The sequence below is a fragment of the Acidobacteriota bacterium genome (assembly GCA_030697165.1).
Classification (GTDB): domain Bacteria; phylum Acidobacteriota; class Vicinamibacteria; order Vicinamibacterales; family UBA2999; genus 12-FULL-67-14b.
Genome location: JAUYQQ010000015.1, coordinates 56218 through 81910 on the forward strand (window position 1 = coordinate 56218; position 25693 = coordinate 81910).

The following is a 25693-nucleotide window of genomic DNA, read 5'->3' on the forward strand; positions in this document are numbered from 1 at the left end:
CATCCGTTGGACAAGAGTCCCCCACTCCACACCACTTCCGACAACAGAGTCGCTCCGAATCTTGGTTCGTGATGCAGACCTCGCCGGACTGGCTTCTGCAACGCATGACTCGGCATCTGCCACGGCAGCCACCCTATGGGGTGAGCTGGATCAGCACGGACCTGTTGGGATCTATGTGGATCGCCGTCAGCCTTCTCGCGCAACTGCCTTGGGCACGGACGGCTGTGTGAGAAACAGAGCCTCACCGGCGTGTCCTTCCAATCCACCCCTTCGGTGGCTTGCGGCATTGAACACGGCGGCGACTGGGGCTGGCTCGTCTACGGCATGATCGGGTTCGCCGCCTGCATACATCGTGGCCAGTTCGGCCGGGACGATTGGCTAGCAGCTCTCAAGGACGGGACGTCTACTCGCTTTGATTCGAGCGGGATAGTGCTGCGCGAGTGCTTTCCGACCGCGACCATCTCGGTCCTTCGCGCGAACAATCGGGACGCGGATGTGGCCCGCGTGCTCAGCCCAAAGGCTGACATGCCAGCGGTGCAAGCCGTCCTGAGTTACCTGCAGCACGGGGTGAAAGGTATTAAGCGGCCGCGCGATCCGCTTTTTGACCAAGCCGACGCCCTCGTTGCGGCGCTCGGGGCCCTGCCCCACGCCGCGGATGGTTTCCGTGAAACGGCGTCCTGGCCGTCCGGCGGTTCACGGTGGAAGGCCAATCCCGGGGCCGAGGCAGTCGAAGGCACGTTTACCTGCGTGGCGTGAGCAGTCGGCGCCTGCTCCTTGCCCGCTGCTACCATGCCGCGCCGGATGTGACCCGGGAAGTGCCACACCGAAGTTTGGGCTGAACTGATGACGACCCGTTCCAGCTCGATACCCGGTCCCATCGAGACCCTCGCCCGCGTCTGCGAGCGCCTCTGCGTGTCCCGGCCGCCTCAACGGCGCGCTCGCGCGCGGTTGACCTCACTGCGGTAGCACTTGAAGCAGAGGGCGGCGGCAGCGCGGGCGTCTCACGCGACGTCGATTAGCGCGCGCGGGTCCTTCGCGGCAATAAGCAGCAGCGTCCGGGCGGCGCCCGACGGCGCCCGGCGGCCCTGTTCCCATTCCTGAAGCGTGCGGACCGAGACGCCCAACAATTCGGCGAACCTTGGCTGCGAAAGCCCGGTTCCTTCTCTGATGATCGCCACGGACGGCACGGTGGTCACACGTCCGCGCGCGCCCCGCTTCAATTCGCGGAGCCCTTCCAGGATCTCCCGGCCTATCTTCCGCTTAGGCGCCGCCATAGGTCTCCTCCGTGATCCGCTTCAAGACACGTCCACCTCAGCACCCGTCGGGAATATACGTCACAGACGGATACACGTCAAAGACGGACAGGGAAGGGCCCCGACCTGCTCGCTCCGAGCGAAGCGGAGGATTGGTCTGCCGGCTGCCATCAGCGAATGGCTCGCCATGAGCGAGCGACCGATTCGCTGAAAGCGACTCGGTCGCGAGTCGAATGGCGCGCCCGCCAGGGATCGAACCTGGGACCCCCGACTTAGAAGGTCGGTGCTCTATCCAACTGAGCTACGGGCGCGTCGTGGCAATTTTAGCAGGTGACAGCGGCTAGAATCCGCTTCTGTGACCACCACCACCCTGAATAAGCAGATCCACCTGGTCTCGCGACCCAAGGGCGAAGCCACGGCCGCCAATTTCCGCCTCGTCGAGGCGCCGCTGCCGCCGCTCGGCGACGGCCAGGTGCTGGTCCGCCACCACTTCCTGTCGCTCGACCCGTACATGCGCGGCCGCATGGACGATGCCCGCAGCTACGCGCCGCCGCAGGCGCTGGACACCGTGATGATTGGTGGCACCGCCGGCGAAGTCGTCGAGTCGCAGCATCCAGGCTTCGCCGCGGGCGACCTGGTGGTGGGCATGGGCGGCTGGCAGCAGTTCAGCATCGTCTCCGGCTCGGCGCGCGGGGCCCTGCGTAAAGTGGACGCCAGCCACGTTCCGCTGTCGGCATACCTCGGCGCCGTCGGCATGCCCGGCGTGACGGCGTGGCACGGGCTGACGAAGATTTGCCAGCCGAAGGCGGGCGACACGATCACCGTGAGCGCGGCCAGCGGCGCGGTGGGAAGCGTCGTGGGCCAGTTGGCCAAGGCGCGTGGCTGTCGCGCGGTCGGCTTCGCCGGCGGCACCGACAAGTGCCGTTACGTGATCGACGACCTCGGCTTCGACGCCTGCATCGACTACAAGGCACATGGCGATCCGAAGTCGCTCTACAAGGCCCTGGCCGAGGCCACGCCCGATGGCGTGGCTGGGCATTTCGAGAACGTCGGCGGTCCTATTCTTGATGCCGTGCTCGCGCGCATGAACGACTTTGGCCGCATCGCGGTGTGCGGGATGATCAGCGGCTACAACGGCGAGCCGATTCCGATGACCCATCCGGCGCTGATTCTGCGATCGCGCCTGCGGATCGAAGGCTTCATTGTCAGCGAGCACATGGAGAGCTGGCCGGAGGCCCTCACCGAACTGGGCGGCATGGTCGCGGCCGGTACGCTGAAGTACCGCGAGTCGATCGCGCACGGCATTGAATCAGCGCCCGAGGCCTTCCTCGGGCTGCTGAAGGGCAGGAACTTCGGCAAGCAGCTCGTCAAGTTGTGACAAGCAACTCGTGCAATTGGTCTGACCTGATATGAGCGATACGGCTCGCGCGACGACGGCCGTGCCCTGGCGCCGGGCCGGGCTGATCGTGACGGCGGCCTTGGTGGTCAAGCTGGTGGTGCTCTTCCAGCTGTGGGATCACCCGCTGTTGGCGCCGCACGGAGAACTCGACACCGCCTACTACGTGGCCCTCAGCGAGCGCATCGCGACCGAAGGCGTGTTGGCGTCCACCGGGGCGTTCATCGTGTCACCACTCTACGTGTACTTCCTCGCGGTCGTGTACGCGGCCGGAGGCACCTTGTTGGCGGCGCAGCTGGTCCAGGTCGGCCTGGGAGCCCTGGCCGTCGGCGTGTTGTTCGCCACCGCGTGCCACTGGTTTGGCCGGCGGGCGGCGCTGGCGGCCGCGGCGCTGGCGATCCTGACCGGCTTCTTCACATTCAGCGAAGTGCTGATCCTGCAGTCTGCCCTGGACCCTTTCCTTGTCTCGTGCGCGCTGTACTCGCTGACGCGGACGATGGCGGGCGGCGGCCCATGGGCGTTCGGGGCCGCCGGCGCCTCTTTGGGATTGCTCGCACTGAACCGGCCCAATGCGTTGGTCTTCGCGGGCGCCGCGGCCGCCGCGGTCTTCGTGGTCCAGTGGCGGCAGACCGCCGCCGATCACGCAAGTCGCGGGACGCGGGTCGCCCGCGCGGCGATCCTGTTGGCTTCCCTGCTGGCCGTCCTCGCCGCCAACGCGGTGCGCAACTATGCCGTGTCGGGGCAGGCGGTCGTGATTGCGTCGCATGGCGGGCTCAATCTCTACATCGGCAACCACGATCGCGCCGACGGCACCTACACCCCCGTGCCGGACATCACGCCATCGATCTTTGGACAGGCCAGCGACGCCACCCGCGTGGCCGAGTCGGCCGCGGGTCGGACACTCACGCCCGCCGAGGTGTCGAACTACTTCACCAGGCGAGCCGTTGACTGGGTGACGGCCCATCCCGCCGACGCACTCCGGCTGTGGATCCGCAAGATCGGGATCCTGCTGAACCGCGTGGACGTTCCCCTGAACTACAGCTATGCGTTTTACGCGCGTGAGCCAGCCTCGTTTCTGCGCGTGCTGGCCGTCGGTCCGTGGCTGATTCTGCCGTTCGGCCTGATCGGGCTCTGCTGGCCGGCGCTCGGCGCGAACCGCCGCGGCTACTGGGTGTGGGCCATGTTCGTCCCGGTGTACGGGGCCGCGGTGGTGCTGTTCTTCGTCTCGGACCGCTACCGGATGCCCCTGCTCGTGCCCCTGTGTGCCACGGCGGGCGCCGCACTGGTCCGGTTCTTCGACCTGGCGCGCGCCCGCCAGTTCGTCGCGCTCCGGATGCCGGCGGCTGCGGTGGCGGTGGTCGCGCTGGTCACGTTCGCCAATCTCGGTCTCGACTCTGGCCTCGGCGGCGAGCAGACGCGCAAGGCCGTCTGGCTCGTCGAGCAGGGATCGTTCGACGAGGCCCGCCGCTACGTCGAACAGGTCGCGAACCAGCACAGTCACCCGGGCGTGCTGCGATTCCGCGTCGGGCAAGCACTGCTCGACGCGCGCCGTCACGACGAGGCGGCCGACCTCCTGGCTCAAGCGATGGCGATCGATGGCCCGCGGCCGGCGATCCGGCTCGCCCTGGGGGAAGCCCTGGTGGGTGCCGGCCGGGCGGCGGCGGCCATTGCCCATCTGGAGGCCACCTACGACAGCGGCTACGACAGCGGTGTCGCCGGGCCATTGCTCGTGCGCGCCCTGGGTCTGGCCGGCCGGCCAGATGACGCCGTCCGCCGGTTTTCGGACATGCCGGACTCGGTGGTGGGAAATGCCGCGGAGGTCTCGCTTGATTTCGGGACGCTGGCCCTCGAGCGCGGCGCGATTGCCGAGGCGACCCCGTGGCTGCGTCTCGCGGTCGAGCGGGCGCCCGATCGGGCCGAGGCACACGAGAAACTGGGCCTGGCGATCTTCCTGCAGGGGGATCCGCGCACGGCCCTCCCGCATCTCGAACGCGCCCTCCGTCTCGACCCGGCGCAGGCCAGCGCCCACCTCAACCTGGCCGTGCTGTATGCCGAACTCGGCAGGTTTGCCGACGCCCGAAAGCAGGCGGCGGAAGCGCTTCGCCTCGATCCGGCCGAGCCCCGCGCCGCGGACCTGCTCAAGGCCCTTCCGAAGTAATCGCGCGTTCGGAATGGAGTAGAATCCGCCTCAGCAACACCACTCAGCGAGAATTCTCGGAAGTCGGTCGGAATCGTCGGCGTTGGATTGCGCCGCGGCCCCCACAAGGTCTCGGCGCTTGCGTACCCCACGGAGGAACACGCCATGAAGAGACTTGCACGATTCGGGATGCTGTCGCTCGTCGTGACGCTCGCAAGCGTCCTGACGGCGACGGCGCAGACCACTGGCGGCAGCCTGCGCGGCTTCGTCAAGGACGACCAGGGCGGGGCCCTGCCGGGTGTCACGGTGACTGCGACCAGCCCGGACATGATCCAGCCGGCCACCGCCGTCACCGACGGCACCGGCTACTACCGCCTCATTAACCTGCCACCGGGCCCGTACAAGATCGCCGCAGAACTGGCCGGCTTCTCGACCTACATGCGCGAGGGCATTCTGCTGCGCGCGGCCGTGAACTTCCAGGTCGACATCACGATGGCACTCGGCACGCTGTCCGAGACCATCACCGTCTCGGGCGACTCGCCCATGCTGGAGGTCAGCAAGCCGGGCAACGTCCTGAACATCGACGGCGAGTTCCAGAAGGCCATGCCGCTGGCCGCCCGTCGTAACTGGACCGACTTCCTGGAACAGACGCCCGGCGTCCACTCCCGGCCCTTCGACGACGGCAGTGGGCGATCGGTCTACTTCGGCCACGCCACCGAACACTTCGCCCACGTCGTGCAGCTCGAGGGCATGCAGGCGGGCAACTACAACGACTTCCAGCTCACCTACGTGCAGATGGGGTCGGACATGATTCAAGACACCCAGGTCAAGACGGGCGGGGCCGACGCCGGCACGCCGATGGGCACGGGGCTGGCGATCAACGTGATCACCAAGAGCGGCGGCAACACCTTCAAAGGCACCGCCGGCTACGCCTACCAGCCGCTCAACTGGAGCGGCGACAACACCTCTCACCGGACGGAATTCGCCCTGACCGGGCCGCTCGCCACCCACTCGACCTGCCCCGACAAGAAGTGCGTGTCGACGGGCGGCACGCCGGTGCAGGCCGACATCGGGCAATTCGATGGTTCGTTCGGCGGACCGATCGTCAAGGACCGGGCCTGGTTCTTCGGCTCATTCCGTAAGTCGGCCGTCGAGACCCAGATCAGCCGGAACTCGAAGAACGTGGACGACATCAAGAAGTTCTATCCCAACGCCACGTTGTTCCCGCAGCAGATCAAGGGCTACCAGCCTTACGTCAAGATCACCACGCGCGTCGGCGCCAGCCACGAGCTGTCGGGGTTCTTCCAGCGCGACCGCACCCACGGCCAGAGCAACTGGGCGTACTTCTTCGACCCGATCAACGTGTATTCGAACGGCGGCAACGTCTACAGCGGAAAGCTCACGTCGACGTGGGGCCAGCGACTGACGACGACGTTTTCAGCCGGCTACAACAACAAGAGCGGCAACGACAACGACACCTACAAGGCGTTCGGGTTCGACGCCCAGGGACCGAACATCGCCATCTACGACGGGACACGGCTCTCGAGCGGCCTGATCACGGGCAACGCGCTCATCCTCGAGGGCGGCAACAACCAGACCCGGACTTTCGTGCCAGCCTCGTTGTACCTGTTTCGCGGCGACGTGACCTATTACCAGGATGGCTGGGCAGGCTCCCACGAGTTCGCGACCGGGTTCTTCATCGAACCGCAGAACATCTACGATCAGCGGACCGAGTACACCAACGGCGGGTTCTTCCGAGAGTACCGGACGGTGGTGGACATGAACGATCCGTCGAAGGGCACCCTGCCGTTCCGCCGTGACTACGCCGACCCCATCAGCCTGCAGACCCGGCAGGCCCGCGACAGCAACTACGCGTTCTACGCGCAAGACAGTTGGAAGCCCACCGCCCGGCTGACGGCGAACCTCGGGGTACGGTTCGATTTCGTCAAGCGCGTGGACGAGGTGAAGGGCATCACGCGGCAGAAATCCTGGACCGTGCAGCCTCGACTGGGCGCCACCTACCTCCTGACCGACGATGCCAAGAACGTCCTGCGCGCCAGTTACGCCCGCCTGGGCGAGCAGGTGATGGGTCGCGACGGCGTCACGACTTTCGGCGCCGACGACACGGTGTCGTTCCGCCGGGAGTACGACAACAACCTCGACGGCGTGTTCGAGACCACCGTGCTCGCGCCGGCGTCGACGAGGGCCCTGGCCGCACAGCAGATCGCGCCCGGCCTGCATCAGCCGTACCTCGACGAGTTCATCGTCGGCTTCCGGCGGCAGTTCGGCTGGCAGGTTGGCCTGGATGTCGGCTACATCAACCGCGCCTACAAGCACATGTGGGCGACCACCGACATCAACGGCAAGTATCCCAGTGCGCCGGGCCAGCCCTTTCAGGGTTTCGGCCTGGTCGATCCGAACCAGGGGATCGTCTTGCAGCAGACGAACAACACGTGGAGCCAGCTCAAGTACCAGGCACTTGAAGTGACCATGACCAAGAACATGTCGCACGGGTTCCAGTTCATTGCCGGCCTCAACCGGCAGTGGCACAAAATGGACGGCACCTGGAACCCGACCGACCCGGCCCGGTTCGTGCAGCCGGACCACTTCGCCAACAACGCCAACCTCTACATGCCGCGCGGCAACAACGACGGCAACTCGCTGCCCGATACGGGCAACGCCCTGAGCTACGGCCCGACGTGGATGAAGTACCGCGTCAACTTCGGCGGGGTCTGGCAGGCGCCCTGGGGCATCAACGTGGCCGGCAACGTCACGGTGCAGGCGGGCCCGTGGTCGGGATCGCCGTTGTATCAGCTGTCGGCGACCGATCCCGACGTCGTCAAGTACGGACCGGCGACCTTCACGCTCGCCAACGGATCCACGGCGCCAAACCCGCTGCGGACCCGCAACCGCTACGTCTTCAGCAACCGCGGTGAGGGCCAGGTGCAGTCACCGACGATCACGACCGCCGGCTTGAAGCTCGGCAAGGTCGTGAAGTACGATCGTTACCAGGTCGAGGTCGCGGCGAACATCTACAACCTGTTCAACGGTGGCAACTACACCCAGTACAACTACAACAGTGCGTACCAGAGCTGGAGCTCGAACTTCCTGCTGATGGCCAATCAGCAGCCGGCGCGGGCATTCCAGTTGACGATCGTCGGCCGGTTCTAAGTTCCACCGGTCAGCTCGCACAGACAATTCGCGGCCGGGGTCTCGTGACCCCGGCCGCTTTTCTTTGTGCGGCCGGTTAGTGAGGATTAGGCAGGTACATCGACATCACTTGCACCGGCGACGTGATGTCCACGAACTGGTGCGGCACACCGGAGGGCACCATGATGAAGTCGCCCTTGTTGAAGACGTTGCGCGTCCCGCCCTCGATGCCCGTGCCCTGCAGGTTGCTGCCGTTGCGGGTCGGCGCAATCAGCGTCCCGCCGGTGAGCATCGTCGCCGAGCCTTCGATCACGTAGAACAGTTCCGCCTGCGCCTCGTGCAACGACGCGCCCTGCAGCTGCGGCAGGCGCCGCTCCACGGCCACGTTGTACGGCGCCAGCGAAAACACCCGCACGGACGACGCCGGCCGCTCGGCCGGCAGCTTGGCGATCGCCGCTTGCAGGTCGGCCGCCGTGAAGTGGGTCGCCTTGCTGCGATCCGTCGGTGGTGGCGTGGGTGCCTGTGCGGCCAGCGAGCCCGATATCACGGTGACAAAGAAGACGACAGCGACAGTTCTCACGTTTGACCTCATCTCTTGACCAGCCTTCGCCCGAACAGGAGCGAAGGAGCGGCTTAAAGCCCGAGCCCGGTCGGCGCGGCGTGCCAATTTTAACAGGTGCGGGCCTTACATCAGAAACCGGAGAAACTGGACGATGGCCCGGACCATTTCGTCGCCCGCGAGCAACTCGTAGTCATTATGATCGGCGTCGGGGATCACGAGCAGCGCCTTGGGACCCGCCGCGGCATCGTAGAGGCGCCGGCTGTTCTCGATCGGCACGATCCCATCCAGTCCACCGGCGATGACCAGCAGGGGGACATGGATCCGCGGGATGCGATCGATGGCCGCGAATCGGTCCCGGAGCAGGACACGTACCGGCAGAATCGGATAGTGATGCTGTCCCACGTCGACCATGGATGTGAACGGCGATCGCAGGATCAGCGCTGCAGGTGGGTGCTCGACGGCGAGGTCGATGGCCACCGCCGTCCCCAGCGACTCGCCGAAGTACACGATCCGCGACCGATCGACGTCGGTGCGCCCGGCCAGGTACGCGCGGGCGGCGCGGCTGTCTGCGGCCAGCCCGTTCTCGGTCGGCGCGCCGGGGTTGCCGCCGTAGCCCCGATAATCGACCAGCAGGACATGCACGCCGTGCCGATGAAGTGCCGCCGCCAGGGGCGCCCGGTGAGCCCGGTTGCCGCCGTTACCGGGGAAGACCAGGACGGTGACGCGCGGTGGGGGTCCGGAGGCCGCGAGGAACCAGCCCCGGAGCCTGAGCCCGTCGGTCGTCTCGAACGTCACCGGCTCAACGTTGGCGAGGCCGACTGCACCGGGCGCCGGCACCGAGCGCGTTGGGAAATACATCAAGCGGCGCTGCATCGTCCACATGAGCGCGAGGACACCAGCGATCACGGCCACCGACCCGAGCGCAACGATCATCGGGCGGTTCATTACCAGGTCCCCGGGGGGCGGACATCCACCTCTTGAAGATACTGAATCTCGGCCTGTTCGTGCTCCACACCTCGTGGATCGCCTTCAATTGCCTCGGCTGGGCCTGGCGGCGGACGCGGCGTTGGCAGCTCCTGACCTTGACGCTCACCGCGCTCTCCTGGTTCGGGTTGGGGATCTGGTATGGCTGGGGATACTGCCCCTTCACCGACTGGCACTGGCAGGTGCGATCGCGGCTGGGCTACGCCGATCCGCCGTCGAGCACGACGTCAACCGAAAGAGTCGTCAGCGATCCCGAGCGCACGGCGCGCTTCAAGCGCGAAGCCCAGATCCTGGCGGCGTCTCCCGTCAGCCGCGGATCCTGTCCGCTGGCCGGCTCACTTGCCTCTGAGCCAGCTCTGGAGTAGCATCCGCCTTTCCGTCCACAACTGGAGATAACCCGATGGCTCGACACTCATTCGGCACGCTCGTCGTGTTCGTCGCGTCGGCGTTCACCATCGCATCTTCGTTCACCTCGGCGCAGTCCCCGGCCGCACCTGCACGGCTCTCCGTCCAGATCGTCAACGTCAAACCTGAAGCGCTCACCGACTGGCTGGCCCTCCAACAGAAGGAGACCATCCCGGCGCTGAAGAAGATCAAGGCGCCGGCGCGCGAAGCGTGGACGACGGCCACTTTTGGAGAAGGCTTTCAATACTTCTTCTCGCAACCGCTCGACAAGTTTGCCCAGTACGACAATCCGCAGGGGCCAATGATTCGAGCGCTTGGGGAAGAAGGGGCTCGCATCTACAACGAGAAGGTCCGCAAGATGATCGCCAGCGTGCAGACACTGGCGATCACCATCATGCCGGAGAGCATCGTTCCGCCTCCGACGTACGAGCCGAAGTTCATGGTCCTCAACTTCGCATACTCGGTGCCGGGGCGCGCCGCGGACTACGACGCGTATCTGAGAAACGACCTGATCCCGGTGATTCGGAAGGCCAAGCCGACCGGATTCGTCATGAGCCGTACGCTTCACGGCGGCGATGCCAACGAGTTTGTCACCGCTAGATATCTGGACAAGATGGCCGATCTCGACGGCCCGAATCTGCCGACGCAGGCGATCGGCGCGGAGGCAGCAAACAAGATGGCAGCGAAGACCGCCGGAATGCTCCAGCGGCAGGAACGGCGAGTCTATCGGTACGTGCCGAACTTGAGTTTCAAATAGAGAACGCGGCGGGAGGGGCGGTCGCGGACCGCCTCTCCGACGCGCCGAGGTCGAGGTCGTCAGCAGGACTCCGGTGATCGACTGGCATCCTGCCGTGACTCAGGCGCCGAGCACCTTCTTGAACACCACCATCGCGCGCTCCATGTCGTCCATGGTGCCGAGCGAGATGCGGGCGTAGGTCTTCTCCATCGGCGGGAAGTCGCGGCCGACCGCCACGCCCTGGGCGCGGCAGGCATCGCGGAACTGCACCGCGGGCTTGCGGATGTTGACGAAGATAAAGTTGGTCTGCGAATCGGGCGAGTCGAAGCCCATGGCCTTGAACTGCGCCTGGGTCCAGTCGCGCACGCGCGTGTTCTCGCCCTTCTCCCACGCCATGTGGGCGGTGTCGTTCAAGGCGGCGATGCCGGCGACCGCCTGCAGTTCGTTGATACTGCCCAGGCCCCAGGCACGTCCGACCTTCTCCATCGTCTCGGCCTGGCCCACCGCGTAGCCCAGGCGCAGCCCGGCCATGCCGTACGCCTTCGAGAACGTGCGCGAGATGAACACGCCCGGCAGTTCGAGCGCCAGTTTCACCATCGAGCCAGAACCGGGCAACGTGGCGTACTCGAGGTAGGCCTCGTCGATCAGGACCGCCGTCTCGGGCGAACGCTGCTTGATGATGCGGACGGCCTGCTCGATGTCGGCCATCGTATGCACGCTCGACGTCGGGTTGTTGGGATTGCACAGGAACACGAGGCCGGAGCCGACGGCGCCGCGGATCAGCGCCTCGAGATCGAGACGGAGGCGCGCGTCAACCGGGGTCAACTTCACCGGCGCGTTGATCTGGCGGGCCGTGCCGGCGGGCTGGGAGTACGACGGGTCCGCGGTAACGAACGCGCGGTCCTTCGTGCAGTAGGCCATGACCGCCGCGGTCAGGATCTCACCGGACCCGGTGGAGATGATGACGTTCTCGGGCTTCGCGCCCGAGAAGGTGGCGACCGTCTCGACGAAGGCCTGGAGGGTGGGCGGCGGATAGCCGAGCCCGAGATCCTTCGACGGATGCTGCCGCAGCGCCTCGATCACCTTCGGGCTCGGGCCCCTCAGGTTTTCGTTGCTACTGAGCTTGATCATGCCGGCCGGCATCGGCTGGCGCCCCTGGGCCTCGCCGACAAAGGCCAGCAACTCTTCTCGGCCGTAGCCGATGATGTGCCCCGCCGAGGCGACTGCCGCCCCACCCGCACCGAACCGCCGAACGAACTCACGTCGTGAAAGCGCCATTGACCTGTCCTCCGCGAGACGCATGGTAGCACCAGACGCGCGCTTATAGTGACGAACGCGCGATCGCACCCTGGGGCCCGGCGCGCAGGTACTGGGCCGGCCACGCGATCTCCTGCCCCAACGCTTGTGCCGCGCGCAGCGGGAAGTACGGGTCACGCAACAACTCGCGGGCCAGTAACACGGCGTCGGCCTGGCCGCTCGACACGATCTGCTCCGCTTGCGACGGCTCGGTGATGAGCCCCACCGCGCCGGTCGGAATCCCGGCATCGCGGCGAATGCGCTCGGCGAACGGCGCCTGGTAGCCGGGTCCCACCGGAATTTGCGCCCGCGCGGCGTTGCCGCCTGACGAGCAATCGATGAAGTCCACGCCGAGCGCCTTCAACTGGCGCGCCAGTGCCACCGACTGCTCGAGGTCCCAGCCGCCCTCGAGCCAATCGGTCGCCGAGATGCGAACGAACAGCGGCAGGTTCTCGGGCCACACGCCGCGTACGGCGGTGACCACTTCGCGCACGAACCGCGTGCGGTTGTCGAACGACCCGCCGTAGCGGTCGTCGCGCTGGTTGCTGAGCGGCGACAGGAACTCGTGCAGCAGGTAGCCATGCGCGGCGTGGATCTCGATGACGCGCACGCCCGCGGCCAGCGCGCGCCGCGCGGCGTCGACGAACGCCGTCGTTACGCGCGCAATGCCCTCCACGGTCAACGCCTGCGGCACCACATAGTTGTCGGCAAACGGCACCGCGCTTGGCGCGAGCACCTCGGACCAGCCACCGTCGGCCACCGCGATCGCCCCGGTTCCGCTCCAGGGCCGATAGGTGCTGGCCTTGCGGCCGGCATGCGCCAGCTGCATCCCGGCGACGCTGCCCTGCCCATGAATGAAGCGCACGATGCGCGACAGGAAGTCGACGTGATCGTCCTTCCAGATGCCCAGGTCCTGCGGGCTGATCCGGCCCTCGGGCGTGACCGCCGTGGCCTCGGTCAGCACGAGGCCGGCGCCGCCGACGGCGCGGCTGCCCAGATGCACCAGGTGCCAGTCGTTCGCGAAGCCATCGTCGCTCGAGTACTCACACATCGGCGACACGAACACGCGGTTGGTGAAGGTCTGGCTGCGGATGGTGAGGGGTTCAAAGAGGTGCGGCATGGGTGGCTCCACGGTAGCGTACCCATGCCGCAGGGGGTCCGGCTAAAGCCGGACGCCACCTCACTGCAACGGGCGCCCGTCCCACCCATGCGCCTACGCAAGGACGTGATTCAGGGCGGCGAGCAAGGTCTTGGTGGTAAACGGCTTGGGCAGGAACACCTTGACCTGTTCGCTGGCCGCGCGCGCCGCCTCTTCGTTGGCGATGATGCCGCTCATGGCCACGATCGGCACGCGCGGATTGATCCGCGCCATCGCCTGGATGGCCGGGACGCCGGCCAGCACGGGCATGGTCATGTCCAGCAGTACCGCGGCCAGCGTCTGGTGGTGGACGCCGAAGACGGCCACCGCCTCGGCCCCGTCGGCCGCCAGCAGCACGCGATACCCGCCGCGCTCGAGCGTGCGCTGGGCGATCATGCGAATGCCCGCCTCGTCGTCGACCACCAGCACGGTCTGGCCACCGCCCTCCGGCCCGGTCGTGACGTCGACGGCCACTGGCCCGGGATTCGCCCCGGCGCCGGCCCCGGCCGGCAGGTAGACCTCAAACACGGCCCCGCGACCGCCGTGGCTGGCGACCTGGATGTCGCCGCCATGGCTCTTCACGATGGCCAGCGAGGTCGACAGGCCCAGCCCGGTCCCTTGGCCGGGCTCCTTGGTCGTAAAGAACGGATCGAAAATCTTGTCGGCGATGTCGGCGGCAATGCCGGTACCGGTGTCCCGCACCTCGAGCTTCACGTAGGTGCCGGGCGGCAGGTTGACGCCGCTCGAGTCGTCAAGGCGCACCAACGCGGCGCTCATGGTCAGCTGCCCGCCCGCGGGCATGGCGTCACGCGCGTTCACGCACAGGTTGACCAGCACCTGGTGGCACTGCGTCGGGTCGCCGACGAGCGGGGGCAGGCCGGACTCGACGCGCGTCTGGAGGTCGATGGTCTTGGGCAGGGTGTCGCGCGCGATCCGCGCCACGTCGGCGACCAGTGTGCCTGGGTCGATCTCCACCCGGCGGCCCTCGACGCCGCGCGCGTAGGCCAACACCTGCCGCACCATCTCGGCGCCGCGGCTGGTGCTGGCGTCCATCATGGCCAGCACCTCGCGGTCGGCGGGAGCGGTCACGCTTTCCTTCAGCAACTCGATCGCCATCATGATCGGCGCCAGCACGTTGTTGAGATCGTGCGCGATGCCCCCGGCCAGGGTGCCGATGCTCTCGAGCCGCTGCGCCCGGTAGAACTGCTGCTCCAACTGGCGGCGCTCCGAGACGTCGGTGTTGATCGACAGGATGCTCTGCGGATCGCCCTGGGCGTCGCGCACCAGCGTGAAGCGGCTTTCGACGATCACCGGCCGGCCCAGCTTGTTGACCGGCCGCAGTTCCCCGGTCCATTCGCCGCGCCTGAGCACCGTGTTGTAGGCCCGACCGGCCTCATCAGCACCGGCGCCGTCGTGGAACAACTCCGTCACGACGCGGCCCACCGCCTCGGCCGCGGTCCAGCCGTAGAGACGCTCGGCGCTCTTGTTCCAGTACGTGATCCGGCGGTCGAGATCGGTGACGATGATCGCGTCCTGGGCCTTGTCGAGCAACGATGCCTGCTCGTGGAGGCGCCGGTTGGCCCGCTGCTGGCGATCCAGCATCACGAAGCTGGCCACGCTCACGAACACGACAAACAGCGTCGCTGCGCCGGCGGCGAGCGCGCTGCGCTGCGCGCGCCGCCGCACCGGGGCCAGGACGTCGGCTTCGAGTGTGCCGACGGTCGCGACCACGGGATAGTCCGTCATGCCGCGGTAGCTGAACATCCGGACCTGGCCGTCGACGCCGCCGGGACCGGTGAAGCCGCCGATCGGCTGCTGCGTGTACTCGGCCATCAGCCGCGACCCCGCGATGTTCTCGCCGAACTCCAGCAGCGTGCCCCGGCGCCTGGCCAGCGTGACACCATTGGTCAACACCAGCGACATCATGTCATTCGGGCCCAGGTTGGTGGTCTCGAACAACTCGGTGAGATATTGCGGCTCGATCGAGATGCCGACAATGCCGCCAAACGAGCCGTCAGTCTTGACGATTCGTCGGGTCAGGCTGATCGCCCAGACGCCGCTGACCCGGCCCAGCGCCGGCTCGGAGATCAGCATCCCAGGGACCTCGCCCCGCTGTTGACGCTGAAAGAAATCACGATCGGCGACGTTGGTCGGCTGGAACGGTTGCAGCGAATCGACGATGTCGCCGCGTTCGTTGGTGACGCCGACGAACGCCACCGACGGCTTGCCGGCAAGCGCGGGCGCCACCAGCCGTGCCAGCGGAATCGGCGCGTGCGAGGCCGGCCCCTGATACTGGTCCTGCATCAGCAGCAGGAATTCGTCGATGCCCGACAGCAGCTGGTTGGTGTGGACGTCGAGGGCGAGCGCGAGGTTGGCGTTCTTGCTGAACTCAGCCGCGGCCGCCTCCCGTTGCTCGCTGCGGCCGCGCTCGAGGGTGAAGAACCAGATGCCGGCGACAAGCAGCGCGGCCACCACGGCAATCGCCAGGGTGCCGTCGGGACTGCGGGCGCGGAGTCGGTTGAAGAATGCCAAGGAGGTGACAGTAAGTATGCGTCGAAACGAAGCGGGCCGCGCACGGCCCGCCTTCAGAACATGACGTTACTTCGCAGGCAACGGGCCGACCGGCTTGAGCGCCGCCGGCTTCGCGCCACTCGCCCCGAGTGCGTCGTATAACGCGGGAACCGCCGTCATCAGGGCGTTGGTGTCATCGACCAGCTTGACCATGTCCTCGCGCAACTCGCCGGCAATGCGGAGCTGTTGCACAGTCGGCACCGAGGTCGAGTTCATGATCTGGCCCTTGGTCTGACCCAATTGGCCACGCGTATTGGCCTGCTGACCGCCGAAGCCGCCGCCACCGCCGCCCTGGGCCTGCCCCACGCCGAGGCGCCGGCGCAAATCCGCCAGCTTGGTGTTGACGTCAGCCAGCGCCGCCTTGCCGGCGGCCGGCACATTGGCGGCGGTCTTGACGAGCGTTTCCGCCGCCGCCACCTGCGCGCCCAGGGTGGTCACCGCTTCGGCCGCGGCGTTGGCAACGCGCTGGAGGTCGTGCAGCCCGAGCGCCGTGTCGTGCCAGGTCTTGCGCTCGGCGTCGGTCATCGGCATGTCCTTGTCGCCGCTCACCCGCACCGGCTTGGTCGCCACGTCCTTGCCATCGACCACCAGGGTGACCCGGTACTCGCCGGGCATCACGTTGGGGCCGTTGTTGCCGCCGCCCCCACCCGCCCCACCCGCCCCACCAGCCCCACCCGCCCCACCCGCCCCAACCAACGGCTGGTGCCGCAGGTCCCACTGGATGCGGTTGATCCCGGCGGCTCGCGCGGTGCGCAAGTCATCGCCGCTGATCTCGCGGACCTGGTTTCCGGCGGCATCGCGAATCCGCAGCGCGACGCTCGTTTGCGGCTGCGACAGGTAGTAGCTGATCGCCGCGCCGTAGGCCGGGTTCTTGCCGAAGAACGGCTTGTCGCTGACGAACCCGCGGTCATTGGCGGGGTTGAACTGCATCGCGCCGCGCATGTCGAACAGGAACGCGTCGCTCTTGATCGCGTCGGCGTACTGCTGCAGCGGCGTGGCATCGTCCAGGATCCAGATGCTGCGGCCGTGCGTGGCGACAATCATGTCGTTGTCGCGCGGGTGAAAGATGATCTCGTGGATCGGCACGGTCGGCAGGTTCGACTTGAGCCGCGTCCACCGGCCGCCCCGATCGGGGCTGACGAAGATGCCGAACTCGGTGCCGGTGTAGAGCACGTTGGGATTCTTCGGATCCTCGGCCATCGCGGTGACCGCATGGCCCTTCGAAATGCCCTCGCCAATCGACCGGAAGTTGTTGCCGCCGTCAACGCTGGCGTAGACGTAAGTGCCCATGTCGTTGGCCCGGTGGTTGTCGAACGTGGCGTAGACGACATTCACTTCGTGCGCCGAGGCCGTGAGGCGCGAGACGTACGAGTTCTTCGGCACTCCCGGGAACCTGCCGGTGATGTTGGTCCAGGTCTTGCCGTCCTTGGTCATGTGAACCTGGCCATCGTCCGTACCGGCATAGAGGACGCCCGCCTGCCTGGGCGACTCGACCAGCTGCACGATGTTGCCGTAGGTCTGGACGCCGTCGTGCTTGGCAATGGTGAAGTCTTTCGCGGTGACGCCCATCAGCGTCAGGCCCTCGCGATCGGTCGCCTCGGTCAGGTCGGGGCTGATCGCCGTCCAGCTCTGGCCGCGGTCGGTGGACTTGAACACCTGGTTGGCGCCGACGTAGATCGTCGCCGGATCGTGCGGCGACATCAGGATCGGCGTGTTCCAGTTCCAGCGCAGCGGCGCCTCGCCGCGGGCCGGCAGCGGCCGGATCGACTTGCGCTCGTTGCTGATCTTGTCGATGCGCGAGATGTTGCCGTCCTGCGACTCGGCATAGATGATCCGCGAATTGGTGGGATCGATCTGCGCCTCGAAGCCGTCGCCGCCGTGGATCTGGAACCACTGGTCGTTGGCAATGCCGGTGCGGCTGCGCACCGCGGTCGGGCCGCACCAGGTGTAGTTGTCCTGCAGGCCGCCGCACACGTTGTAGGGCGTCTCCATGTCGTAGGTGACGTGGTAGAACTGGCCCAGGTCCATGTTGTAGACCGCTTCCCAGGTCGCGCCCTTGTCCCAGCTGATGCCGATGCCGCCGTCAGTGCCGTCGATGATGTGGTTCGAGTTCTTCGGGTTGATCCACATCGCGTGGTGATCCGAGTGCAGCGCGCCGTTCTCGATGAAGGTCTTGCCGCCATCGTCCGAAATGTGAATTTGCACGCCGAGCACGTAGACGCGCAGGTCGTTATTGGGATCGATCCGCACCTGGCTGAAGTACATCGGGCGCGGATTGGTGTTCGACATCTTGCGCCACGACAGGCCGGCATCGTCCGAGCGATAGGTGCCGCTCTCGGTCTCGTGCTGGATCATGGCGTAGAGAATGTTCGGGTTGGAGCGATACACGTCCATGCCGATGCGGCCCAGGTGGCCGGCCGGCACGCCCTCGGTCAACCTGGTCCAGGTGCGGCCCGCGTCGCTCGACTTCCACATGGCGCTGCCGGGCCCGCCGCCGTTGAAGCCCCAGGTGGCGCGACGCCGCTGGTAGGTGGCCGCGTAGATCACCTTGTTGTTCGAGGGGTCCATCACCAGTTCGGTGGCGCCGGTATCGTCATCGACGTGGAGAATGCGCGCCCAGGTCAGGCCGCCGTCGGTGGTCTTGTAGACACCGCGCTCGCCGCCCGGGCCCCACAGGCTGCCGAGCGCCGCGACGTAGACAATGTCGTGATCGACCGGGTCCACGATGATGCGGGCAATGTGCTTCGAGTTCGGCAGGCCGACGTTTTTCCAGGTGCGGCCGCCGTCGGTTGACTTGTAGACGCCGTTGCCCCACGAGCCACTCTGCCGGTTGTTGTTCTCGCCGGTGCCGACCCACACCGTGTTGGCATCGTTCGGGTTGATGGCAATGTCGCCAATCGACACCGCATCATCAAGGTCGTCAAACAACACCTCCCAGGTGGTGCCGTTGTTCACGGTCTTCCACAAGCCGCCGGTCGCGGTGCCGACATAGAACACCGCCGGGTTCGACTCGAGCACGGCGAGGTCATCGACGCGCCCGCCCATGGTGGCCGGACCGATGTTGCGGAAGACCAGGCCGGCGAATGGATCGGTGGGCGCCGCGGCGGCCGCGGGCCGCGCGGCGGCGCCGGCCGCCTGTTCGGCGCGCAGGCTGGGCGCGCCGCCAAGCGCAATCAGGGTGGCAAGCAAGACAAGCAGGCAAGATTTTCGAAACATCCGGGGGTTCTCCAGAAAAATAGGGTGCCTAAGGTGCCTAGGGTGCCTAGGGTGCCTAAGGTGCCTAGGGTGCCTGGGGTGTCCGCCTTCGCGGCTGAAGGCCGCTACGGCGGGCCTAGGGTGCCACGGGTGCCGCGGGGAGATGGCGGCGGACGACCCGCTCCACTTCATCCAGCGCGCGGACGATCGCCGCGCTGACCTGCGCGCGTTCGTCGTCGGTCAGTGCCGACAGCAGGCTGTGAGCGGCCGTGGTGCGGCTGCGGATACCGACCGTGAGGTGATAGGTGCGCGTGTCGTCCAGGAAGCGCTCTCGAGCGATCTCCATCCTGGAATTATACGGGCGGTGCAGAAACGAGAAGGCCGTCGGGGCCGAGCCGCACGGTAATTCGGCCGCCATCCTTGACGTCGCCGAAGAGCAGCAACTCCGACAGCGGCTTCTTGATCGACTTCTCGACCAGCCGCGCCATCGGCCGGGCGCCGAACGCGCGATCGAAGCCCTTCTCGGCCAGCCACGCCCGCGCCGCCGGCTCCAGCTCGATCGCGATCTTGCGGCCCGCCACGAGCGCCCGCAGTTCGTCGATGTGCTTGTCCACGACCAGCTCGATTTCACGCGTGCCGAGCGGCAGGAAGTGCACCGTGGCATCGAGCCGGTTGCGGAACTCGGGGGCGAACACCCGCTCGAGCACGCCGGTCGCCTTCGAGCCCTCGCCCATTTCGCGGAAGCCCATGCGGCGCCCCGACAGGTCGCGCGCGCCGGCGTTGGTGGTCATGATCAGGATGACGTGCCGGAAGTCGGCGTGACGGCCGTGCGTGTCGGTGAGCGTCGCGTGATCCATCACCTGAAGGAGGATGGCGAACAGATCCGGGTGCGCCTTCTCGATCTCGTCGAGCAGCAGCACCGCATGCGGCGCCTTGCGAACGGCGTCGATCAGCAGGCCGCCCTCCTCGTAACCGACATACCCCGGCGGCGCGCCGATCAGGCGCGACACCGCATGCTTCTCCATGTACTCCGACATGTCGAAGCGCAGGAACTCCACCTTGAGCACGCGCGCCAGCTGCCGCGCCAGTTCCGTCTTGCCGACGCCAGTGGGACCCGCAAACAGGAAATTGCCCATCGGCTTGTCGGCCGCGCGCAATCCCGACCGCGACAGCTTGATCGCCGAGGCGACCTCGTCGATCGCCGCGTCCTGCCCGAAGATCACCGCCCGCAGCTCGCTCTCGATGTTCTTGAGCGCCACCTTGTCGTCGCTCGACACGGCCTGCACCGGCACGCGTGCCATCTTGGCAATGACCTTCTCGATGTCGGCAACAGTGACCTGCCGGGAGTCGGGAGTCGGGAGTCGGGAGTCGGCGGGCGAAAGCTTCAGCGCGGCTCCCGCTTCATCGAGCACATCAATTGCCTTGTCCGGGAGGTGGAGGTCTTTCAGGTGCCGCACTGACAGAGCGACGGCCGCTTCAATCGCCGCGTCCGAGTACGTCACGCCGTGATGCTTCTCGTACGAATCCTTGAGGCCCTGCAGAATCGCGATGGTCTCGGCCTCCGACGGCTCCAGCACTTCGATCTTCTGGAACCGGCGCGACAGCGCGCGGTCCTTATCGAACGATTGCTTCACGTCCGCGAACGTGGACGAGCCAATGCACCGCAGCGCGCCAGACGCCAGCGCCGGCTTCAACAGGTTGCCGGCGTCCATCGTCCCGCCCGACGCCGAACCGGCGCCGACCATGGTGTGGATCTCATCGATGAACAGGATCGCGTGTTCGTGCTTGGCGAGCGCATCGAGCACCTGCTTGACCCGCTCTTCGAAGTCGCCGCGGTAACGCGTGCCGGCGACGAGCGATCCCATGTCGAGCGAGAACACGCGCACGCCCTTCAGCGGCTCGGGCACGTCGTCCTGGTGAACGCGCAGCGCCAGGCCTTCGGCCAGCGCCGTCTTGCCCACGCCCGGCTCGCCTACCAGCAGCGGGTTGTTCTTGCGGCGGCGGCACAACACCTGGATCATCCGCTCGAGCTCGAGTTCCCGGCCGATCAGCGGATCGATGGCGCCTTTGGCGGCCTTGGCCACGAGATCGGTCGCGAACGTCGCGAGCGGATCCTTGACGTTGGCTTCCCCGCCATCGGGCGCCACAGCGCCGTCTTTGCCGCCTTCCTTGTCACCGCCGTGCGAGATCGCGCGCAGCAACGTGAGGCGATCGAGGCCCTGCTTGCGCAGGAAATACGCCGCGTGGCTGTCTTCTTCCTGCAGCAGGAACACCAGCAACGCACCGCTCTCCACCTGTTGCGCGCTCGACGAAGCCGCGTGCACCACCGCGCGTTCGACGACGCGGTCGAAGCCGAGGGTGGATTCGGGCTTCACGGCCTTGCGGCCGGGGACTGGCGTGAAGGCGCGCTCAAGCACTTCATCGAGGTCCTTACGCAGCGCGTCCAGATCGACGCGACACGCGGTCAGGATGCCGCGCGCCTGCGGATCCTCCACGAGCGCGTGGAGCATGTGCTCGAGGCTGACCAGGTCGTGACGACGCTCGGCGGCGACGCGAAACGCGCGGCGAATGCTTTCGAGGGTATCGGGGGCAAACGGAACGGGTGTGCGGCTCATGCGCGACCTCCCTCGGGGTCGGGTTCGAGCGTGACCAGCAGCGGAAACTCGTGCTGCTCGGCCAGTTGTTGCGTGGCCTTGACCTTGGTTTCAGCGACGTCGCGGGTGAACAGGCCGGCCACGCCGACCCCCGCCTGGTGCACATGCATCATGACGGCGAAGGCCTCGGCGGATGGCATGTTGAAAACCGTCTCGAGGACCCACACCACGAATTCCTGGGTCGTGAAGTCGTCGTTGTGCAGCAAGACCCGCCAGAGACGCGGGTTCTCGACCTTCTCGTCGGCGCGCGACTCGGTCTGGACGCCGTCTGCGGTCTTCGGGGCTGCCACCAGCTGATCATACCGGGGACTGCCCCGGCTGCGATCAGTACGGAATGCGAATGCCCGGCTCGTCTTTGGGGAAGTCCTTCGTATTGCGCGTGACCAGCAGGGCCGATTCGCGCCGGGCCGAGGCCCAGATCAGGGCGTCGGGCAGGCGCAAGCGCGAGTTTTTGCGAATGTCGGTCGCTTCCCTCGCAATGGCGCGGGTCACCTCGACGATGCGGAAATCGCGCAGGAACATCTCGACGACGTCGCCCTCTTCTTCGTTGCGGACGCCGGCCAGTATCTCCATCCAGGTGACGATGCTGATCAGCGGCTGGCGGTAGCGCGCGAACTCAACTTGCGCGGCTTCGACGCCCTTCAGGTAATCGATCAGGAGGTTGGTGTCGAAGAGGGCCTTCACGGCCTACCCGGGATTCCGCTCCTCCCATTCACGGCGCAGCCGCTCCTGGTAGGTCACGCCATCGTCCGGGATCGCGCGCCACAGGCCGAACGCCTGCTCCGCGCCGGCCCAGTGGTGTTTACGCAGGGGTCCACAATGGTGCGCATGAGTCATCATAGCTCGTCATCAGATGCCACCGGCCAAATCCCCGTCGAGCGTCCAGTTAGGCGCGGGTTCGCGGACGAGCCGGGCGACCTTCGCGACAAACAGGCGACGCGGCACCGCCGTGGCGCCAAGAGTAAGGAGGTGGTCGGTCTCGAGCTGGCAATCGATCCACGGAAAGTCCCAACGCGCGAGCTGGGCGGCCAGGTAGAACAAGGCAATCTTCGAGGCGTCGGTGCGGCGCGAGAACATCGACTCGCCGAAAAACATCCGGCCGAGACCGACGCCGTAGATGCCGCCAGCGAGCGCACCGTCCATCCACACCTCGAGCGAATGGGCCGCGCCCTCCTCATGCAGCGCGAGGTACGCCGCCTTCATGGGCGCTGTCAGCCAGGTGCCTCCATCGTCAGGCCGCGGCGCGGCGCACTCGGCAACGACCGCTGCGAAGGCGGTGTCGATCGTGACCGTGAACCGGCGCTGCTTGAGCCGCTTCTTCAGCGAATGCGACACGTGAAAGTCGCGCGGCGCGAGGACGATGCGCGGGTTGGGAGACCACCAGAGGATGGGATCGCCTTCGTTGAACCACGGGAAGATGCCGTGGCGATAGGCGTCGATCAGCCGGCCAGGGGTGAGGTCGGCGCCGGCGGCCAGCAAGCCATCGGGCTCGTCGAGGGCCTGCTCTACGGGCGGAAACGGGTCAGCGGGGCCGAGAAACGGAATCATCGCGGGAAATTTCCACCTTCGCTCAAGCTACGGCGGACCAGTGCTACAATCAGTAACTTCTGACCCCATGGTGAGTGTAGCTCAGGGGTAGAGCCCCGGATTGTGGATCCGGCCGTCGCGGGTTCGAATCCCGTCACTCACCCCAAACTTGCCACTGGTCAGTTGGAAGTTGAGAAGTTGAAAGTTGGTAGTTTCAGTGGCCAGTTTCGATGCCACTGAAACTGAAACTGAAACTGAAACTTTCCACTTCAACTACCAACTTTCAACTCGTCAACTTTCAACTCTAGTGTCGCCCGACACCTTCTACGCCGACCTCGAACAACGCCATTTCGCGAACCTGACGTTCAGCGAGGTAACCCGGGCGCTGCGGGCGTTGTCGTCGGCGTACGTCGAACGCCGCGAAAGCGCGCTGGCCGATCACCGCGCGCTCGATGGCGCCGGCAAGCGCGCCGCCTTCGCCCTCTACTACGGTCCCATTCACTTCGAACTGATCCGCGCCATTTGCGAGCGGCTGGAACAACCCAAGGCCGCAGGCCTGGTCATCGATCTCGGGTGCGGCACGGGCGTAGCGGGTGCGGCGATTGCGACGATGACCACGCCGCAGTCGCGCGTCCTCGGTATCGACACGCATCCGTGGACGCTCGAAGAGGCGCGCTTCACTTATCGCGCGCTGGGCCTCAGCGCCGAGGTGCGGCGCGGCTCTGCCGGCCGCACGCGCATCCCGGCCAACGCCAGCTTCGTGGTGGGCGCGTTCGTGGTCAACGAGCTGAAGCAACCCGAACGCGAAGAGCTGTTACTGGAACTGAAAGCCGCCGTCGCGCGCGGCACGTCGGTGCTGATCGTCGAACCGATCTCGCTGCGCATCTCGCCGTGGTGGGAGGAATGGGCCGCCGCCTTCCTGCTGATGGGCGGACGCGCCGACGAGTGGAAGATCCGCACCGACCTGCCGCCGATCGTCAAGCGACTGGCGAAGTCGTCGAGCTTGCGTCCCGATGCGCTGACGGCCCGCAGTCTATTTGCTGGGAAGACCGGCTAATCAGGCCTCGACCTTCGTCACGTCGGGATTGGGCGTGCTGGGCAACGCCAACTCGCCCCTCTCGTGCAGTGCGACCGCGGCCTTGACCACGACCGGATCGAACGCCTTCCCTTCCAGGTCTTTCACCATCTGCAGCGCCTCTTCGAGCGGGAGGCCCTTGCGATAGGAACGGTCCGAGGTCAGCGCGTCCAGGAAGTCGGCCACGCCAAGCAGCCGGCCAAGCAGCGGGATCTCCTCGCCTGCCAGTCCTTCCGGGTACCCCTTCCCGTCCCAGCGCTCGTGGTGATACTTCACCCCGGGCAGCAGGCTGACCACCTTCTGGCTCTGGATATTCGACAGGATGCGCGCGCCGTGCAGCGGGTGCAGGCGCATCTCCGTGAACTCGGAATCCGTGAGCTTGCCCGGCTTGTTCAGGATCGCGTCGGGCACGCCGATCTTGCCCACGTCGTGCAGCAACCCTGACAGTTCAACCACCGCCCGGCTGTCGGCATCGAAGCCCAGCTGGTGCGCGAGGCGCACGCCAAAAGCGGCGACGCGTTCCGAGTGCTTGTGCGTGTAGCCGTCCTTGGCGTCGATGATCGAGGCAATCGCCTTCATGACGTCCAGGAACAACCGCTCGACTTCGGCCATCAGCCGGGCGCGGTGCAGGGCGATGCCGGCCTGGTTCCCCACCGCGGCCAGCAGTTCGAGTTCGGCATCGCTGAACTCGCGCGCGGTCTGGCTGTCCACGTACAACACGCCGAGAATGGCGTCGGTCGTGCGCATGGGCGCGCACATCACCGAGCGAATGCGCTGCCGCACGATGCTCTCGCCGCCGCCGTACCGCTCGTCGACCAGGGCGTCATCGGTGTACGCCGAAATCCCCCTCTCGAGCACGTCGTTGACGACGGTGCGCGACAGGGTCACCGCGCCGGTGGCGCTGCCGTCGCGGGTCCGCACCGCCACCATGTCAACCTGGGTGGTGGCACCGCTGCCGTCGGCCGGCCGCATCAGGATCGCCGCGCGATCGCCGCCGCCCACTTCGAGAATCGCCGACAGGATGGAATCGAACAACGCTTCCACGCCGACCGCGCGCGACAGGATGTCCGACACCTTGTGCAGCGTCGTCAGGTATTTCTGCGCCGACACCAGCAGGCCGGCATCATCTTTTCGGTGGGAGACCTGCGACAGGAACTCGAGCTTGGTCGGGTCCACGGCCCGTTGCACCAGCGTCTGGCTGCGGCTCTCGACGATGCTCAACGAGGTGGTGCTGTGGGTGCGGGAGTTCGCGCCCGGGGCGTCGGTGTCGATCAGTTCGAGGACCGTCGAGCCAATGCGAAGCTTGTCGCCCTGCGCGAGTTCGGTGGTGGCGATCCGGCGCTCGTTGACGAAGGTCCCGTTGGCCGACTGCAGATCGGCCACCACGCACAGGTTTTCGCGCGCCGTGATGGTGCAGTGGCGCCGCGACGCCGCCTCGTCGTCCACGATCACGTCGCAGCCCTTCAGGCGACCCAGGGCGATGGTCTGCCCGTTGGGGACCGACACGATCCGCCCGACCTCCTTGCCGGACCGGACGATGAACTCGAAGCGCATGGGCAGATGATAATGAAGAAGGAGTCATCTGTGCCAGAATCCGACAACAGCCTGGTCGCC

The 25693-nt window shown here is 66.6% G+C and carries 21 protein-coding genes and 2 tRNA genes; 8 read left to right on the forward strand and 15 right to left on the reverse strand.

Features of this window, described 5'->3' with window-relative positions:
- Positions 1–249 precede the first annotated feature (249 nt).
- Complete coding sequence (locus tag Q8T13_13965; protein MDP3718867.1) at positions 250–756, forward strand: hypothetical protein; 507 nt, start codon at positions 250–252, stop codon at positions 754–756.
- A 245-nt stretch (positions 757–1001) separates the two neighbouring features.
- Here the strand turns inward: Q8T13_13965 and Q8T13_13970 are convergent, their stop codons facing one another.
- Positions 1002–1274 (reverse strand): helix-turn-helix domain-containing protein, encoded by a 273-nt coding sequence (locus Q8T13_13970; protein MDP3718868.1) that lies wholly within the window; start codon positions 1272–1274, stop codon positions 1002–1004.
- Between the two features lie 213 nt (positions 1275–1487).
- Positions 1488–1564 (reverse strand) — tRNA-Arg (locus tag Q8T13_13975).
- Between the two features lie 44 nt (positions 1565–1608).
- On the opposite strand from Q8T13_13975, the gene Q8T13_13980 reads away from it, so the two are divergent.
- From Q8T13_13980 to Q8T13_13990, 3 genes are all read left to right on the forward strand, one after another.
- The gene (locus Q8T13_13980; protein ID MDP3718869.1) at positions 1609–2631 is read left to right on the forward strand and encodes an NADP-dependent oxidoreductase; all 1023 of its coding nucleotides are present in this window, start codon (positions 1609–1611) and stop codon (positions 2629–2631) included.
- A 31-nt stretch (positions 2632–2662) separates the two neighbouring features.
- Complete coding sequence (locus Q8T13_13985) at positions 2663–4807, forward strand: tetratricopeptide repeat protein (protein ID MDP3718870.1); 2145 nt, start codon at positions 2663–2665, stop codon at positions 4805–4807.
- A 144-nt stretch (positions 4808–4951) separates the two neighbouring features.
- Positions 4952–7957: a TonB-dependent receptor gene (locus tag Q8T13_13990; GenBank protein ID MDP3718871.1), complete on the forward strand. Its 3006-nt coding sequence runs from the start codon at positions 4952–4954 to the stop codon at positions 7955–7957.
- Positions 7958–8033: 76 nt separating this feature from the next.
- On the opposite strand, the gene Q8T13_13995 is transcribed toward Q8T13_13990, so the two are convergent.
- Positions 8034–8516 carry a cupin domain-containing protein gene (locus Q8T13_13995; GenBank protein MDP3718872.1) on the reverse strand — a complete coding sequence of 161 codons (483 nt, stop codon included), beginning with the start codon at positions 8514–8516 and terminating at the stop codon, positions 8034–8036.
- Between the two features lie 105 nt (positions 8517–8621).
- The gene (locus tag Q8T13_14000) at positions 8622–9431 is read right to left on the reverse strand and encodes an alpha/beta hydrolase (GenBank protein MDP3718873.1); all 810 of its coding nucleotides are present in this window, start codon (positions 9429–9431) and stop codon (positions 8622–8624) included.
- Positions 9432–9475: 44 nt separating this feature from the next.
- Here Q8T13_14000 and Q8T13_14005 point away from each other — a divergent pair, with 44 nt between their 5' ends.
- Both Q8T13_14005 and Q8T13_14010 read left to right on the forward strand, forming a co-directional pair.
- Positions 9476–9847: a DUF2784 family protein gene (locus tag Q8T13_14005; protein ID MDP3718874.1), complete on the forward strand. Its 372-nt coding sequence runs from the start codon at positions 9476–9478 to the stop codon at positions 9845–9847.
- Between the two features lie 65 nt (positions 9848–9912).
- Positions 9913–10644 (forward strand): hypothetical protein, encoded by a 732-nt coding sequence (locus Q8T13_14010; protein ID MDP3718875.1) that lies wholly within the window; start codon positions 9913–9915, stop codon positions 10642–10644.
- 99 nt (positions 10645–10743) lie between these two features.
- Here the strand turns inward: Q8T13_14010 and Q8T13_14015 are convergent, their stop codons facing one another.
- From Q8T13_14015 to aat, 10 genes are all read right to left on the reverse strand, one after another.
- Positions 10744–11901 (reverse strand): histidinol-phosphate transaminase, encoded by a 1158-nt coding sequence (locus Q8T13_14015; protein MDP3718876.1) that lies wholly within the window; start codon positions 11899–11901, stop codon positions 10744–10746.
- A gap of 43 nt (positions 11902–11944) precedes the next feature.
- Positions 11945–13039: an NADH:flavin oxidoreductase/NADH oxidase gene (locus Q8T13_14020; GenBank protein ID MDP3718877.1), complete on the reverse strand. Its 1095-nt coding sequence runs from the start codon at positions 13037–13039 to the stop codon at positions 11945–11947.
- A 93-nt stretch (positions 13040–13132) separates the two neighbouring features.
- On the reverse strand, positions 13133–15589 hold the full coding sequence (locus Q8T13_14025; GenBank protein MDP3718878.1) for a PAS domain S-box protein: 2457 nt from the start codon (positions 15587–15589) through the stop codon (positions 13133–13135).
- A 66-nt stretch (positions 15590–15655) separates the two neighbouring features.
- Positions 15656–18844, reverse strand: coding sequence for a glycosyl hydrolase (locus Q8T13_14030; GenBank protein MDP3718879.1), 3189 nt, complete (start codon positions 18842–18844; stop codon positions 15656–15658).
- Positions 18845–18959: 115 nt separating this feature from the next.
- Complete coding sequence (locus tag Q8T13_14035) at positions 18960–19169, reverse strand: hypothetical protein (protein ID MDP3718880.1); 210 nt, start codon at positions 19167–19169, stop codon at positions 18960–18962.
- Between the two features lie 7 nt (positions 19170–19176).
- Positions 19177–21438, reverse strand: a complete 2262-nt coding sequence (gene clpA, locus Q8T13_14040) for an ATP-dependent Clp protease ATP-binding subunit ClpA (protein MDP3718881.1) — start codon at positions 21436–21438, stop codon at positions 19177–19179.
- Positions 21435–21767, reverse strand: a complete 333-nt coding sequence (locus Q8T13_14045; GenBank protein MDP3718882.1) for an ATP-dependent Clp protease adaptor ClpS — start codon at positions 21765–21767, stop codon at positions 21435–21437. Before Q8T13_14045 ends, clpA begins: the two co-directional genes overlap by 4 nt.
- A 34-nt stretch (positions 21768–21801) precedes the next feature.
- Entirely contained in the window at positions 21802–22161 is a 360-nt protein-coding gene (locus tag Q8T13_14050) for a type II toxin-antitoxin system VapC family toxin (protein MDP3718883.1), read from the reverse strand.
- 3 nt (positions 22162–22164) lie between these two features.
- Positions 22165–22317, reverse strand: coding sequence for a hypothetical protein (locus Q8T13_14055; GenBank protein ID MDP3718884.1), 153 nt, complete (start codon positions 22315–22317; stop codon positions 22165–22167).
- A 9-nt stretch (positions 22318–22326) separates the two neighbouring features.
- The gene (gene aat, locus Q8T13_14060) at positions 22327–23025 is read right to left on the reverse strand and encodes a leucyl/phenylalanyl-tRNA--protein transferase (protein MDP3718885.1); all 699 of its coding nucleotides are present in this window, start codon (positions 23023–23025) and stop codon (positions 22327–22329) included.
- A 70-nt stretch (positions 23026–23095) separates the two neighbouring features.
- Here aat and Q8T13_14065 point away from each other — a divergent pair.
- Together Q8T13_14065 and Q8T13_14070 are read left to right on the forward strand one after the other, a co-directional pair.
- A tRNA-His gene (locus Q8T13_14065) sits at positions 23096–23170 on the forward strand.
- 141 nt (positions 23171–23311) lie between these two features.
- Positions 23312–24061 (forward strand): class I SAM-dependent methyltransferase, encoded by a 750-nt coding sequence (locus tag Q8T13_14070; GenBank protein ID MDP3718886.1) that lies wholly within the window; start codon positions 23312–23314, stop codon positions 24059–24061.
- Here the strand turns inward: Q8T13_14070 and Q8T13_14075 are convergent, their stop codons facing one another.
- On the reverse strand, positions 24062–25633 hold the full coding sequence (locus Q8T13_14075) for an HD domain-containing protein (GenBank protein ID MDP3718887.1): 1572 nt from the start codon (positions 25631–25633) through the stop codon (positions 24062–24064). It lies immediately after the preceding gene.
- Positions 25634–25693: the final 60 nt, after the last annotated feature.

Bases quoted from the DNA above. Each gene is read 5' to 3' on its own strand.
- Q8T13_13970 (MDP3718868.1), bottom strand. From the start codon at position 1,274: ATGGCGGCGCCTAAGCGGAAGATAGGCCGGGAGATCCTGGAAGGGCTC.
- Q8T13_13985 (MDP3718870.1), top strand. From the start codon at position 2,663: ATGAGCGATACGGCTCGCGCGACGACGGCCGTGCCCTGGCGCCGGGCC.
- Q8T13_13990 (MDP3718871.1), top strand. From the start codon at position 4,952: ATGAAGAGACTTGCACGATTCGGGATGCTGTCGCTCGTCGTGACGCTC.
- Q8T13_14000 (MDP3718873.1), bottom strand. From the start codon at position 9,431: ATGATCGTTGCGCTCGGGTCGGTGGCCGTGATCGCTGGTGTCCTCGCG.
- Q8T13_14015 (MDP3718876.1), bottom strand. From the start codon at position 11,901: ATGGCGCTTTCACGACGTGAGTTCGTTCGGCGGTTCGGTGCGGGTGGG.
- Q8T13_14020 (MDP3718877.1), bottom strand. From the start codon at position 13,039: ATGCCGCACCTCTTTGAACCCCTCACCATCCGCAGCCAGACCTTCACC.
- Q8T13_14030 (MDP3718879.1), bottom strand. From the start codon at position 18,844: ATGTTTCGAAAATCTTGCCTGCTTGTCTTGCTTGCCACCCTGATTGCG.
- Q8T13_14035 (MDP3718880.1), bottom strand. From the start codon at position 19,169: ATGGAGATCGCTCGAGAGCGCTTCCTGGACGACACGCGCACCTATCAC.
- clpA (MDP3718881.1), bottom strand. From the start codon at position 21,438: ATGAGCCGCACACCCGTTCCGTTTGCCCCCGATACCCTCGAAAGCATT.
- Q8T13_14055 (MDP3718884.1), bottom strand. From the start codon at position 22,317: ATGATGACTCATGCGCACCATTGTGGACCCCTGCGTAAACACCACTGG.
- aat (MDP3718885.1), bottom strand. From the start codon at position 23,025: ATGATTCCGTTTCTCGGCCCCGCTGACCCGTTTCCGCCCGTAGAGCAG.
- Q8T13_14075 (MDP3718887.1), bottom strand. From the start codon at position 25,633: ATGCGCTTCGAGTTCATCGTCCGGTCCGGCAAGGAGGTCGGGCGGATC.